The sequence below is a fragment of the Bacillus sp. AP8 genome (genome assembly GCF_000321185.1).
Taxonomy (GTDB): Bacteria; Bacillota; Bacilli; order Bacillales; family DSM-1321; genus Bacillus_AD; species Bacillus_AD massilioanorexius.
The window spans coordinates 1-13,296 of record NZ_CAPG01000096.1; the positions used below are offsets into that span (position 1 = coordinate 1).

The 13,296-nt window shown below is 33.9% G+C and carries 14 protein-coding genes, 1 tRNA gene, 1 other RNA gene and 1 other annotated feature; of the genes, 4 read left to right on the forward strand and 12 right to left on the reverse strand.

Translation table 11 applies throughout. The features are described from left to right. Positions 1 to 230: 230 nt before the first annotated feature. From BN349_RS22335 to tadA, 7 genes are all read right to left on the reverse strand, one after another. The gene (locus BN349_RS22335) at positions 231 to 494 is read right to left on the reverse strand and encodes a pro-sigmaK processing inhibitor BofA family protein (protein ID WP_019244536.1); all 264 of its coding nucleotides are present in this window, start codon (positions 492 to 494) and stop codon (positions 231 to 233) included. 87 nt (positions 495 to 581) lie between these two features. Next, positions 582 to 800, reverse strand: a complete 219-nt coding sequence (locus tag BN349_RS22340) for a YaaL family protein (protein WP_019244537.1) — start codon at positions 798 to 800, stop codon at positions 582 to 584. A 29-nt stretch (positions 801 to 829) separates the two neighbouring features. After that, positions 830 to 1,426 carry a recombination mediator RecR gene (gene recR / locus BN349_RS22345; protein ID WP_019244538.1) on the reverse strand — a complete coding sequence of 199 codons (597 nt, stop codon included), beginning with the start codon at positions 1,424 to 1,426 and terminating at the stop codon, positions 830 to 832. An 11-nt stretch (positions 1,427 to 1,437) separates the two neighbouring features. After that, positions 1,438 to 1,758: a YbaB/EbfC family nucleoid-associated protein gene (locus tag BN349_RS22350; RefSeq protein WP_019244539.1), complete on the reverse strand. Its 321-nt coding sequence runs from the start codon at positions 1,756 to 1,758 to the stop codon at positions 1,438 to 1,440. A 17-nt stretch (positions 1,759 to 1,775) separates the two neighbouring features. Next, positions 1,776 to 3,464 (reverse strand): DNA polymerase III subunit gamma/tau, encoded by a 1,689-nt coding sequence (dnaX, locus tag BN349_RS22355; RefSeq protein ID WP_019244540.1) that lies wholly within the window; start codon positions 3,462 to 3,464, stop codon positions 1,776 to 1,778. Between the two features lie 266 nt (positions 3,465 to 3,730). Further along, positions 3,731 to 3,995, reverse strand: an RNA gene (ffs, locus tag BN349_RS25590) — signal recognition particle sRNA large type. A gap of 100 nt (positions 3,996 to 4,095) precedes the next feature. Next, positions 4,096 to 4,593, reverse strand: coding sequence for a tRNA adenosine(34) deaminase TadA (tadA, locus tag BN349_RS22360; protein ID WP_019244541.1), 498 nt, complete (start codon positions 4,591 to 4,593; stop codon positions 4,096 to 4,098). A gap of 125 nt (positions 4,594 to 4,718) precedes the next feature. Here tadA and BN349_RS22365 point away from each other — a divergent pair, with 125 nt between their 5' ends. The 3 genes from BN349_RS22365 to BN349_RS22375 all read left to right on the forward strand — a co-directional run bounded on the left by BN349_RS22365 (position 4,719) and on the right by BN349_RS22375 (position 6,720). After that, entirely contained in the window at positions 4,719 to 5,273 is a 555-nt protein-coding gene (locus tag BN349_RS22365) for an isochorismatase family cysteine hydrolase (RefSeq protein ID WP_019244542.1), read from the forward strand. A 140-nt stretch (positions 5,274 to 5,413) separates the two neighbouring features. Beyond that, positions 5,414 to 6,049, forward strand: coding sequence for a deoxynucleoside kinase (locus tag BN349_RS22370; RefSeq protein WP_019244543.1), 636 nt, complete (start codon positions 5,414 to 5,416; stop codon positions 6,047 to 6,049). A 2-nt stretch (positions 6,050 to 6,051) separates the two neighbouring features. After that, positions 6,052 to 6,720, forward strand: a complete 669-nt coding sequence (locus BN349_RS22375; protein WP_019244544.1) for a deoxynucleoside kinase — start codon at positions 6,052 to 6,054, stop codon at positions 6,718 to 6,720. 156 nt (positions 6,721 to 6,876) lie between these two features. Here BN349_RS22375 and BN349_RS22380 read toward each other — a convergent pair. The 4 genes from BN349_RS22380 to guaB all read right to left on the reverse strand — a co-directional run bounded on the left by BN349_RS22380 (position 6,877) and on the right by guaB (position 11,883). Beyond that, a tRNA-Ser gene (locus BN349_RS22380) sits at positions 6,877 to 6,969 on the reverse strand. Between the two features lie 248 nt (positions 6,970 to 7,217). After that, entirely contained in the window at positions 7,218 to 8,498 is a 1,281-nt protein-coding gene (gene serS, locus BN349_RS22385; RefSeq protein WP_019244545.1) for a serine--tRNA ligase, read from the reverse strand. Between the two features lie 62 nt (positions 8,499 to 8,560). Continuing rightward, positions 8,561 to 8,785: a binding site (T-box leader), on the reverse strand. A gap of 156 nt (positions 8,786 to 8,941) precedes the next feature. Then, entirely contained in the window at positions 8,942 to 10,267 is a 1,326-nt protein-coding gene (locus tag BN349_RS22390; RefSeq protein WP_019244546.1) for a serine hydrolase, read from the reverse strand. 149 nt (positions 10,268 to 10,416) lie between these two features. Continuing rightward, positions 10,417 to 11,883, reverse strand: a complete 1,467-nt coding sequence (gene guaB, locus BN349_RS22395; RefSeq protein WP_019244547.1) for an IMP dehydrogenase — start codon at positions 11,881 to 11,883, stop codon at positions 10,417 to 10,419. Between the two features lie 110 nt (positions 11,884 to 11,993). On the opposite strand from guaB, the gene BN349_RS22400 reads away from it, so the two are divergent. Beyond that, positions 11,994 to 12,968 (forward strand): YaaC family protein, encoded by a 975-nt coding sequence (locus BN349_RS22400; RefSeq protein ID WP_019244548.1) that lies wholly within the window; start codon positions 11,994 to 11,996, stop codon positions 12,966 to 12,968. A 148-nt stretch (positions 12,969 to 13,116) separates the two neighbouring features. On the opposite strand, the gene BN349_RS26525 is transcribed toward BN349_RS22400, so the two are convergent. Further along, positions 13,117 to 13,296 (reverse strand): hypothetical protein (locus BN349_RS26525; protein ID WP_034295114.1); only part of this gene is annotated, 180 nt, incomplete at its 5' end.

Genomic DNA, 13,296 nt, shown 5'->3' on the forward strand with positions numbered 1-13,296 from the left:
AATCTGTTTGACACAACTTTTATATCATAGCACAACTGATATAGTGTGTCAACTATTTTTAATCTGTTTAATTGTCGTCTCGAAACGACTTATATAATATATCATCCATTCTAATAATACGTCAATAGGTTTTAAATGTTTTTAGACTTTTATCCATTTTGTTTAAATATATTATTCCTGATTCCTTTTCAACTTAAATTTGATTTACCAATATTCATTCTTAAAGGCGTTTAGATAATCCAATACTGAATGGCTGCTAAACTAAGCAAACCAGGAATCCCCAAAAGCCCAACAACCCCTGTCGTAACGAAGTTAATTGGTACATGCAATCCAATACTACTACCAAATGCGTTTAAGAAAAATAATAACATTGCACCAATCACTAGTTTTACAAAAATCGTCCCAAATAATCTAAATGGCTTGATAGAAGCACCTAAAAAAAGAAGTAATAATATCGCAGCAATAATAATCGATACAACAACAATTGGTTCCATAAAAAGATCCCCCTTCATCAAAATAACTCAATAGTACAAGCTATGTTCTAAATATAAAATTCAGAACTATTATGAAGGGGGAATTTTTTATAATTTCAATGACACATTTCTTTGTTTAGCTTCTTTGAACATAGAAAAATATTTAACTTCAGCCATTTTCACTTCCATCAATATTTCGTCTGAAGGATCTACACAAATTTCTAGCAAAGTTTTTTTGTTCAACCAATTCTTTTTAAGCTCTTGTAGTTCTAGCAATAATTTTTCATCATATTCTTTACGTAGCCAACCCTTACGTCGAAAAAACACTGTTTCTTCCTCCTGAACGTACTATCCAATTATAATTCTCTTCTACCCTCAAGCGCTTTTGATAGCGTAACTTCGTCTGCATATTCTAGATCTCCACCTACAGGCAACCCATGAGCAATTCTCGTTACTTTAATCCCTGAAGGCTTAAGCAATCTGGAAATATACATAGCAGTTGCTTCTCCTTCAATATTTGGATTTGTAGCTAAAATTACTTCTTGAATAGTTGCATCCTGTAATCTTTTAATTAAATCTGGAATATTAATATCTTCAGGACCAATTCCATCCATTGGTGAAATACTACCATGTAACACATGGTATAAACCGTTATATTCTCGCATTTTTTCCATAGCAATCACGTCTTTTGGTTCCTGAACTACACAAACAACGTCTCTATCTCTACGTTTGTCTTCACATATATAACAAGGATCTTGGTCCGTAATATGACCACATACAGAGCAATACGATAAATTTCGTTTAGCATTCACTAATGCTTTAGCAAAGTCTAATACGGTATCCTCTTTCATTCCAAGAACAAAAAAAGCTAGCCGGGCGGCTGTTTTAGGACCTATACCCGGCAATTTCATAAAACTGTCTATTAACTTCGAAATAGGTTCAGGATAGTGCATAACCTTCCTCCTTAGAACATACCAGGAAGATTTAAGCCTTTAGTAAACTGACCCATTGTTTGGTTAGTTAATTCATCTGCTTTCTTTAAAGCATCGTTAGTAGCTGCTAATACTAAATCTTCTAGCATTTCGATATCATCTGGATCTACTACTTCTGGTTTAATTTTCACTTCTACAATTTCTTTATGACCAGAAACTGTTACAGATACCATTCCACCACCAGCAGTACCTTCGATTCTTTTTTCACCTAATTCTTCTTGTGCCTCAGCCATTTTCTTTTGCATTTTTTGCATTTGCTTCATCATATTTTGCATATTACCCATTCCACGCATAATAATATAGCCTCCATTTAATCTTTAATTTCCAACAATTCATCGCCTACTAACTTTCTTGCTTCAGCAATAATTGGATCTTCCTCTTCTTTATTATTGACTTCTTGTCCTTCAATACTTTGAGTTGATAGAAATTCCTTTCGAACTTGCTCCCATTGCTTATCTGGAATACCTTGTAGTTCCATAGTTTTTCCTATCAAACCTTCTAATATATGAGCAATCTTATTCAAATAATCACTATTATACATGAGTCTTTCACACATAATAGGATATTCAAATTTTACCACAAATGCTACATCAGAAGCTGCTATTGGCTCAGCTCGATCTAAATGTGCTGCAATAGATTTCATGTTTTGATTGCTTAAAGTTGAAAGCAATTCAGCCCAATGACTTTTCACTAGCTGTAAATCCTTTTTAGTAGCGTGTTTTAAGATATTATGGATTTTACCAACAGGAGCGATGTATTCCTTAATCTTAACCGATTTCGATTTCGAAGTCGTTGCCTTTACTTCCGATTTTACCGTAAGACCCTCGCTCTTTAAAGCTTTTAATTCAATTTCTAATTGGTTAATACGGCTCTGAAGTTGTTCAACTCCTCGAAGGTCTTGTCCACTTTCCTTTTTCTCATGACACATTTTAATTAACATAACTTCTAAGAAAATTCTTGGATGATTAGTCCATTTCATTTCTTGCTGTGCTTTATTCAATGATTCAATCATTTGATATATAGCTTCTGGTTGAATTTCTGAAGCATTTTTTTTAAATGAATCATCAATAATGACACGTTCAAATGAAGATGTAAGGTCATTTGAAACCTGATAAAGTAACATATCTCTAAAATATAATATGATATCTTCAATCAATCTAACCGGATCTTTTCCCATAGACAATAATTCTTTTAAAAGCTCTAGTGCTTTCGTTACATCCTGCTGATGAATCGCCTGTACAACCTCACTAATAAACACTTGGGAAACAGAACCTGTTACAGTAAGTGCATCGTCTACCGTAACGCTTTCATTCGTGCTAAATGAAATCGCTTGATCTAAAAGGCTAAGTGCATCCCTCATTCCACCTTCTGCAGCGCGCGCAATAATTTGCAACGCTTGATCATCGCATACATTTCCTGTATTAGATAAGATGATATTCATTCTTTCTACGATATCTTCAGGGCCAATTCGTTTAAAATCAAATCTTTGACAACGAGAAATAATCGTTAGTGGAATTTTATGAGGTTCAGTTGTTGCTAAAATAAATATCACATGCTTAGGAGGTTCTTCTAACGTTTTAAGCAACGCATTAAAAGCGCCTGCTGACAGCATATGTACTTCATCAATGATGTATACCTTATACTTTACTTCATTAGGTGTGTACTTAACTTTATCTCGAATATCACGAATTTCATCAACGCCATTATTTGAAGCAGCATCAATTTCAATCACATCGGAAATGGAACCATCTGTTATTCCTAGACATGAAGGACATTCATTACATGGTTCTTGAACAGGAGAATTCACACAGTTGACAGCTTTGGCAAGTATTTTAGCTACACTTGTTTTTCCTGTTCCTCGGGGACCGGAAAACAAATAAGCATGAGAAATTTTCCCTTGCACAAGTGCATTTTGTAGTGTCTTTGTAACATGTTTCTGTCCTATTACGTCGGAGAATTGCTGTGGTCTCCAAACCCTATACAGCGCTTGATATCCCACCTTACGCCCTCCTTTATTCTAATACATCTTATTATACATTAATTAAAATCGCTTTTTCAAAAGCTATTAAAAAAAGTAACCTCGATTGGATATTACCAACTCGATCTCTATTTTATAAAAGACCGAACAGCATAATCTTAAAGCTAAACTACTTTACAACCAAAAAATCTGCACCTTATCTTACAAACAAAAAAAGGATGCATGTTCCAAACTCATGAACATATCATCCTTTTGCATTTTCACATAATTTATATAATTAATAACTGCCGTACACCTTCCGTCGATTAGTAGCCATAAGCGTTACTTTTGTAGTTAGCTCAGCCCAGGCGACCCTGCGGCACATGAAAGGTTCCACTTAATGCTGCTTCCTTCCGGACCTGACATGATTCATGGATTTCCATTGCGCAGGACCCAAGCGTCAACACCACTTGCAAAAGGCAGACCCTACAGCATACTAACCTCTAGAAGGGATTCAGTCTCGCTAGAGCGGATTGCGAGTACAGGACACCGCTACCTTCCCACCTAGTACGGCAAAATTGATACCAAATTGTTAGGCGTCATATTCGACGCATAATCAAGTATACTTATCTTTTACAAAAAAAGCAATGCTTAACTATGTGTTAATTATTGTTTAATTCTCCAATTGACGAGCTGCCTTTTTCTCAGCCTTCTTTTTATTTCTTAAATCACGGAAAAAAGCAGTCAAAATTCCTCCGCATTCTGTCTCTAATACTCCTGATACTACTTCACATTGATGATTAAACCTCTTGTCTGTTAATAAATTCATAAATGTACCGGCGCAACCCGCCTTTGGATCAGATGCACCATAAATGACTTTATTGATTCTAGAAAGAATAATGGCACCTGAACACATCGGACATGGTTCAAGGGTTACATATAGAGTAGCATTTTCTAATCTCCATGTTCCTAGCTTTTTACAAGCCTCATTTATCGCAAGTAGCTCAGCGTGAGCAATTGCATTTTGCTCATTTTCCCTTAAATTATGTGCTCTTGAAATAATTTCGCCATCTAGTACAACAACAGCTCCTATTGGCACTTCCTTTTTACCTCTCGCCTTTTCAGCTTCCTTTAAGGCCTCTCTCATAAACTTAATATCCGTCTCATTCATTTTGAAAGCCCCTTTTATTAAAAATACACGACGATCTGAAAGTCTATTGACTTGCAATGACTAAATCCGATAATCATAACCAAACTAATACAATCTAATGATAAAAATGAAAAGGAGATTCTTTGATGATCAATTCAAACAATTCGAATACAGCCCTTTTAATTATAGACATGATTAATCACTTTCAATTCGAACATGGTGAGCAGTTATTTGAACACACCAATAAGATCCTTCTTCCTATACTACATTTAAAGGATCAGGCGAAAGTAAAACAAATGCCCATCATATACATCAATGACCATTATAATCTATGGCAAGCGAATTTCAAAAAAATCATTCAAGTTTGCGAAACGAATGTAAATAAAAATTACATTTCACAAATTGCACCTGATGAAGAGGATTATTTTCTTATTAAACCAAAGCATTCTGCATTTTACGGAACAGCTCTAAATACACTTTTATATCATTTACATATTAGATCTTTAATTATAACCGGAATAGCGGGAAATATATGTGTCCTATTTACTGCAAATGATGCCTATATGAGGGATTACCAGCTTTATTGTCCAAAAGACTGTATTGCGTCAGCTGACAAACAAGATAATCACTATGCATTAACCATGATGTCTCATGTCTTAAAAGCAAATACATCCACTAGCACTGATATCGCACTATTTTAATCTTATATTTTATATACAAAAATTTCCCTATGTAATATTTGCAACATTTTTTCTAATATAATTATCTTCCTGATTTCACTGTGTGTGTTAAAATAACAGAAGCCATAAAACCCTCAAGAAACTGGAGGCAGGAATAATCTATGTCAAACACACCTTTTATTACAGTAGAAGGGCCAATCGGAGTAGGTAAAACAACATTATCTAAAGCCATCTCTGATCACTTTCAATTTGCTATTTTAAAAGAAATTGTAGATGAAAATCCTTTTTTAGGGAAATTTTACGAAAATATTGATGAGTGGAGTTTCCAAACAGAAATGTTTTTTCTTTGCAATCGTTATAAGCAATTAGAAGATATTGAAACTAAATTCCTTAAACAACAAAAACCAGTTGTTGCGGATTATCATATTTTCAAAAACTTAATCTTTGCTCAAAGAAGTTTAAAATCTTCTCAATACCAAAAATATCTAAGTGTATTCGACATTTTAACAAATGACATGCCTATACCTAATATGGTCATTTACATTAATGCAAGTTTAGATACTCTAATGACTAGAATTCAAAAAAGAGGTAGAGAAATCGAAAAAAACATAAGTCCTCTTTATTTAGAGCAGCTCACAATAGATTATCAAAACTTCATGAAAGAATTTATAAATAAACATCCAGATATAACTGTCTTACAATTTAATGGTGATGAAATGGATTTTGTGAAAAATGAGAATGACTTAAAACAAATTATCGGCCAAATTGAAGACCATCTTCAAAAAGGAGTAAAGTAAACATGAATCTTCGAGAGAAACACAATATACCTAAAAATGCAGTAATTACAATTGCAGGAACTGTAGGAGTTGGGAAATCAACCATTACTAATTCTTTAGCTGAAGCATTAAACTTCCGTACATCATTTGAAAAAGTAGATTTAAACCCTTATTTAGATAAATTTTATGGTGATTTTTCACGTTGGAGTTTCCATCTACAAATTTATTTTTTAGCAGAGCGATTCAAAGAACAAAAGAGAATATTTGAATATGGTGGCGGTTTTATTCAAGACCGTTCTATTTATGAAGATACTGGCATATTTGCTAAAATGCATTATGAAAAAGGGACAATGAGCAAAGTTGATTACGAAAACTATACAAGTCTTTTTGAGGCAATGGTCATGACCCCATACTTCCCACACCCTGATTTATTAATTTATTTAGAAGGGTCTTTAGAAGATATTCTAGCTCGTATTAAAGAACGTGGCCGTCCAATGGAACAACAAACACCAATTGCTTATTGGGAAGAAATGCATAAGCGTTATGAAAATTGGATTAATCAATTTAATGCTTGTCCAGTTCTACGATTAAACATTAATGATTACGATTTAATGCAAAATGAAAACGATATTGAGCCTATTGTAGAACGTATTTCACATTTCTTAAAACAAACACAAGGTTTACGAAAATAAAATACTACCAATAAAAAGGAGTGAAACATTATAACTGTTTCACTCCTTTTTACTATACTCACCGTTATTTCCTGAACAATATAAAAAAAACGATGCAAATAGCATCGTTTTTCTATAATCTCCATATTTATGCGCTATGGTTTTTGAAATAAGTTATGGAGGAGGTAGAGGGATTCGAACCCCCGCGAGCCGTTAAGCCCCTGTCGGTTTTCAAGACCGATCCCTTCAGCCGAACTTGGGTATACCTCCGTATAAAAATGAAACTTAACTTTTCATCAACAATAAATAAGATAACATAGCCCTTAATATAGTGTCAAGCACAAAAAAATTATTTGAATTAACAAACTTATTTATATTATTTTTAGCATATACAACATTTTATATTCATATATAAACGTTGATTTTTTTCTAACTACTTCTTATTTGAATGACCTACCTTAAAATGAAAAGCTGTGTCAAAAGTAAATTTATATTACCTTTAACACAGCCTGTCTTACTTATTTTTTAGTGATATATTCTTTGCCACCCATATAAGGACGAAGTACTTCTGGAATTTTGATGCTTCCATCTTCTTGCTGATAATTCTCTAGTATTGCTGCTACTGTGCGGCCAATAGCAAGTCCAGACCCATTTAGCGTATGCACATGTTCTGGTTTACCGTTTATTTCACGACGGAAACGAATATTTGCACGTCTAGCTTGGAATGCCTCAAAATTACTACAAGATGAAATTTCACGGTACACATCATAGCTTGGTAACCAAACCTCGATGTCATACTTTTTAGCTGCAGTGAATCCCAAATCAGCACTACACATGCTTAATACTTGATATGGCAGCCCTAATAACTGAAGTACTTTTTCAGCATGACTTGTTAATTTTTCTAATTCATTATAAGAATCCTCTGGTTTAACAAAACGTACTAATTCAACTTTGTTGAATTGATGTTGTCTTATTAATCCACGTGTATCACGGCCAGCTGAACCAGCTTCAGAACGGAAGCAAGCACTATAAGCTGCGTAGCTTATCGGTAGATCATTTCCATTAAGAATTTCATCACGATGCATATTTGTTACTGGAACTTCTGCAGTTGGAATTAAGAAATAATCTTCACTATTGATTAAGAATGCATCCTCTTCAAACTTTGGTAATTGTCCTGTACCTGTCATACTTGCACGATTTACCATATATGGAGGTAATACCTCAGTATATCCATGCTCTTCAACATGTAAGTCAAGCATGAAGCTTATTAAAGCTCGTTCTAATCTTGCTCCTAATCCTTTATAGAAAACAAAACGGCTTCCTGTAACTTTAGCAGCTCGTTCAAAATCCACTATACCCAAATCAGTTGCTAAATCCCAATGTGGTTTTGGCTCAAAAGTAAACTTTGGAATTTCTCCCCAAGTTCTTGCTACAACATTATCATCTTCACTGTCGCCAACTGGAACACTTTCGTGAGGAATATTAGGGATAGACAATAATAGCTTTTCTAATTCAGCCTCTACCTCTCTTAATTCATCATCTAGAACTTTAATTTTATCTCCTACTTCTCTCATTTCCTTAATAACATGATCCGCATCCTGTTTTTCACGTTTCATAATAGAAATCTGTTGAGATACCTCATTACGACGACTTTTTAATGTTTCTGTTTCCGCGATTAGTCCACGTCTTCTACGATCTAAATCCTCGAATTTCCCTAAATCCGTTAAATCTTCTCCACGATGTTGTAGTTTATTTTTTATTTCTTCAAAATTACTACGTAAAAATTTTAAATCTAACATGTTTATTCCTCCTTGTTATAATGACTCATTCTAAAAAACAATAAAAAAACTCCCATCCCTAAAAAAGGGACGAGAGTTACCCGCGTTGCCACCCTAGTTAAAAGCAAATAAAACTTGCTCTTCACTTTAAAAAAATAACGGTTCATAACCGAAAGTATTTACTAACCTACAAGGTATTCCATACTTTACTCAAGGACGGATTCACAAGCTTTCAACATCGATTCTCACCAACCATCGATTCTCTTGAGATGAAAAGACATGTTACTATTTCCTATCAATGCTTTATAAATATTAATTGTGTTTACAATTTACTATAATTTTTTCCTAGATGCAACTTATTTATGTACTTTTTCGAAAAAATGTGTTTTCTTTCTCTAAATCTTTCATAAATCGACAAAAAATCCTTTCTGAAATTAATTCAGAAAGGATTTTAATACGTAATATTAGAACCAACCTTTTACTGTTGATGAGATACTATCCCATACATCACCGAAGAAACCGCCAACTGCTCTCATCGATAATACAAACCAATTTGCTTTTTCTACATCTTCACTAGCTACTAAATCAACCTTAACTAGTTTTTCCCCTTCAGGAGTTAAAAAGCCGTATTGATCGCCTTGAGCTTTCACAGTAACATAACCAATCTTGTCACCTTTTTTAATTGGAGCTGTTAGTTCTCCATCTTTGTTCAATTTCTTTTTGTCGATTACTACAACTGGTTTATAGTCTTTGGCAGTACCTTTCTGAATGACTAATTCAACCGGTTTATTAGTAGTTAACTTAACTGTATCTTCCTTACCTTTAACAACAGCTAATGTTCCATCTTTTTTCGGAGAATATTTTTTCTTAAGGACTTGTTCTTTACTAAAGTTACTAAATGCATAATCTAAAATTTTTCTTGTATCCGTAAAACGTTCTTCTTTAGATCTAGATTTCATAACAACTGAGATAAATCTTTGTCCATTTTTTTCAGCAGTTGCTGTGAAGCAATAGCCAGCGAAATCTGTTGAACCTGTTTTTAAACCGTCTACTCCTTCATAAGCAAAAATCAATCCAGGGAGCATCCAGTTAAAGTTAGGATATTCTTTTCCATCTTTAAATTTTAGTTTTGGTTGACTTGATGTTTCAAGTACCTCTGGGAAATCATTTAACAAATGAAATGCCAAAATTGCAATATCACGCGCCGACATTGTGTTTTCATCAGTAGAGCTACCAGCAGGAATTTGTCCAAGAAGGTTACTATTGTTTAAACCACTTGAATTTACGAAAGTATAGTCTTTCATTCCCAATTCTTTTGCCTTTTTATTCATTAATGTGACAAAATTCTTCTCACTACCTGATACTTTTTCTGCTAAAGCAACAGTAGCTGCATTCCCAGAAAAGATAGCCATCGCTTCATACAATTCTCTAACTGTATAATCTTCACCTTGAGTTAAACCAATATTAGATAAACCGGCACCTTTTGAAAGATTATGTACATACTCATTAATCTTTACTTTATCGTCCCATGAAATTTTCTTTTCTTTGATTGCTTCAAGCACAAGGTATTCTGTCATCATTTTAGACATACTTGCAACACCAAGTACTTTGTCCGCATTCTTTTCATACAAAATTTTCCCTGTTTTAGCATCTAACAGCATAGCTGCTTCTGCTCCTAAACCTAGTTGATCTGACTCTGCATGTGCAGATGAAGATGTAACTGCAAATTGTGATAAAACGAGTGAAACGAGTAACATGAAAACCAGAGAAATCTTGCTGATTTTGTTCAACTTCTTTACCTCCAAAATTAATTTTATATATGTTATTTACTTATTTTTTGGTCTACGACTTGTCTAGTTTAGCATAAAAAAAACAAAAAAATAGACAGAGATAAAGTTCTCTGGCTATTTTTTCTATTTATATAAACAAGAAATTAGGTTTAGTTTGTTGAATAGTTTGGTGCTTCTTTTGTAATTTGTACATCATGTGGGTGACTTTCTCTTAAACCTGCACCTGTCATCCGAACAAATTTAGAATTTTCTCTTAATTCGTGTAAGTTTGCAGTACCACAGTAACCCATACCAGCACGAACTCCACCAATTAATTGATACAAGGTATCAGCTAAAGGTCCTTTGTATGGAAGTCTTCCTTCAATACCTTCTGGTACAAACTTTTTATTATCTTCTTGGAAATAACGGTCTTTTGAACCTTTTTCCATAGCTGCTACAGATCCCATACCTCGATATACTTTAAAACGTCTACCTTGGTAGATTTCTGTTTCTCCTGGGCTTTCTGTAACACCTGCTAATAAGCTACCTAACATAACGGCATGTCCACCAGATGCTAGTGCCTTAACAACGTCACCAGAATATTTAATTCCTCCATCAGCAATAATAGCTTTTCCAAGTTTTCTTGCTTCTGTTGCACAATCATAAACAGCAGTAATCTGAGGTACCCCAACACCTGCAACAACACGAGTTGTACAGATTGATCCTGGTCCAATACCGACTTTTACAACATCTGCACCAGCTTCAATAAGAGCTCTAGTACCTTCAGCAGTTGCTACATTACCAGCAATGATATTTAAGTTAGGATATGCATCACGAACCTGTTTAACTACGTTTAAAACACCAGCAGAGTGGCCATGTGCAGTGTCGATAACAATCACGTCTACATGTGCTTTAACAAGCGCTTCAACACGTCTCATTGTATCTTTTGTAACCCCTACTGCAGCTCCAGCCAAAAGTCTACCTTGACTATCTTTAGCTGAATTAGGGAATTCAATTACTTTTTCAATATCTTTAATAGTGATTAACCCTTTTAATACACCATCTTGATCAACTAAAGGTAGCTTTTCAATTTTGTATTGCTGAAGTAATTTTTCCGCTTGAGCTAAAGTTGTTCCTACAGGAGCAGTAACCAGCTCTTCCTTTGTCATTACACCAGAAATAACAATGGAATAATCACTAATAAAACGAAGATCTCGGTTAGTAATAATACCAACTAGCTTTTGGTCTGTTTCATTATTAACAATCGGAACGCCTGAGATACGGTATTTTCCCATTAAATGCTCTGCATCAAAAACTTGATGTTCAGGTGTTAAAAAGAACGGGTCAGTAATAACTCCACTTTCTGAACGTTTTACCTTTTCAACTTGTTCTGCTTGTTGTTCAATCGACATATTTTTATGGATGATTCCTAAGCCACCTTGGCGAGCCATTGCTATTGCCATTTCAGCTTCTGTTACAGTATCCATACCTGCACTTACTATTGGGATGTTTAATTTTAATGTCTCTGTAAGATTTACAGAGATATTTACATCCTTGGGTAACACTTCTGACTTTCCTGGAATTAACAAGACATCATCAAAAGTTAATCCTTCTTTTACAAACTTATTTTCCCACATATGAATACCCTCCCGATTGAAAATATTATTAGTAGGTTATCAATTGGTTATAATACTGTCAAGAAAGAAGGTAAAAGTTTGATTTTTCAGAAAAATAAAAGGGGGATAATATGAACTTTTCAGATCAAATATGGCGAACTTTTTTGCTCTTTAGCTCGGCTTCTACAACACAGAAATACTTACAAAAGTGCTATCAACACCTATCAATTGAAGAAAGTAAAAAATATAGCTTCCAAAATTGTAATACCTTTATTTATTATTTACAGTATGCTCATACATTTTATACTCAAGCAAATAATAGTCCTTTAACATTACGTCCTATTTTACAATTTTATGGTTACACAAATTTATTAAAAGCCTGTCTGCTTACTATAGATCCATTTTATCCAAGTACAACTACACTGCTAGCACATGGCGTAACAACAAGAAAAAAGAAGAAACAGCATTATCGTTTTATGAAGGATGAAATTAAAATACAAAAAAACGGATTATTTACATATTTTGGAGAGAAGGTGTTTCACGTGAAACATCTGGATGGAGAAAAACTAACAATGGAAAGTTTACTCAGTCAAATTCCGGAACTAATAGACGAACGAAACTATTTTAACTTAAACAATAGTTTTAAGTTAACAAAAATAGATGATTTAACCTATGCATGTACTAATCAAATTCTTGATTCATTTCATTTCACTCCAGAGCGTTTTAGCTTATATCTGAAGAAGGCATGTTCTCTTTCTATAAATATACAAGAAAAGAAGCATCATCTCATTTTCCAATTAGAGATGCCCTTCACTTATAATTATCACTATCCATTTATGTATAATATACAGGATCATCATTTTTATTTTCCAAGAAACAAAGATAACTATTATCCTCAATTAAGAGAAATGATGATTCATTATTTACTTTTATACAATTTAAGTATGGTAGCGAGATATGAAACGGAATGGTGGCTTGATTTAACAAAGAATACACCTAATGAAGATTATCCTCTAATCCAAGCTTTCTTAAATACTACTCAAAGTAAATGTCCATTTTTAATTTCTAAATGGTTATTAGAAGAACGAAATTATTCAATAAGTTAATTTATACACTCATAAAAGAGGGACCAACACCTTCGTTGGTCTCTTACTTTCCCTAACAACATGTTACTCTCAATGAAATTGTACCCATCGCAAAATGTTATCTTCCATGTTTAAAGGCTGACAAATGATAAGCTACAAATCTCTTCATCTATTTCACTCGTTCCGTCCTCATGTGCATTATACATTCCGGGCACACTCCTTCACGTCCTCGACCTTCTTGCTTCTCCTTCGTCGGTTTACTATTTGGCTGACCTTTTTGTTGTTTAATCCTTCGGATTTTTCTTTTACATACAAAAAAAGACCAACTAAGATGTTGGTCTTTTGCTTT

Coding starts and splice junctions, on each gene's coding strand:
- BN349_RS22335 (WP_019244536.1), bottom strand. CDS start 494: ATGGAACCAATTGTTGTTGTATCGATTATTATTGCTGCGATATTATTA.
- recR (WP_019244538.1), bottom strand. CDS start 1,426: ATGCACTATCCTGAACCTATTTCGAAGTTAATAGACAGTTTTATGAAA.
- BN349_RS22350 (WP_019244539.1), bottom strand. CDS start 1,758: ATGCGTGGAATGGGTAATATGCAAAATATGATGAAGCAAATGCAAAAA.
- tadA (WP_019244541.1), bottom strand. CDS start 4,593: ATGAATGAGACGGATATTAAGTTTATGAGAGAGGCCTTAAAGGAAGCT.
- BN349_RS22365 (WP_019244542.1), top strand. CDS start 4,719: ATGATCAATTCAAACAATTCGAATACAGCCCTTTTAATTATAGACATG.
- BN349_RS22370 (WP_019244543.1), top strand. CDS start 5,414: ATGTCAAACACACCTTTTATTACAGTAGAAGGGCCAATCGGAGTAGGT.
- BN349_RS22375 (WP_019244544.1), top strand. CDS start 6,052: ATGAATCTTCGAGAGAAACACAATATACCTAAAAATGCAGTAATTACA.
- serS (WP_019244545.1), bottom strand. CDS start 8,498: ATGTTAGATTTAAAATTTTTACGTAGTAATTTTGAAGAAATAAAAAAT.
- guaB (WP_019244547.1), bottom strand. CDS start 11,883: ATGTGGGAAAATAAGTTTGTAAAAGAAGGATTAACTTTTGATGATGTC.
- BN349_RS22400 (WP_019244548.1), top strand. CDS start 11,994: ATGAACTTTTCAGATCAAATATGGCGAACTTTTTTGCTCTTTAGCTCG.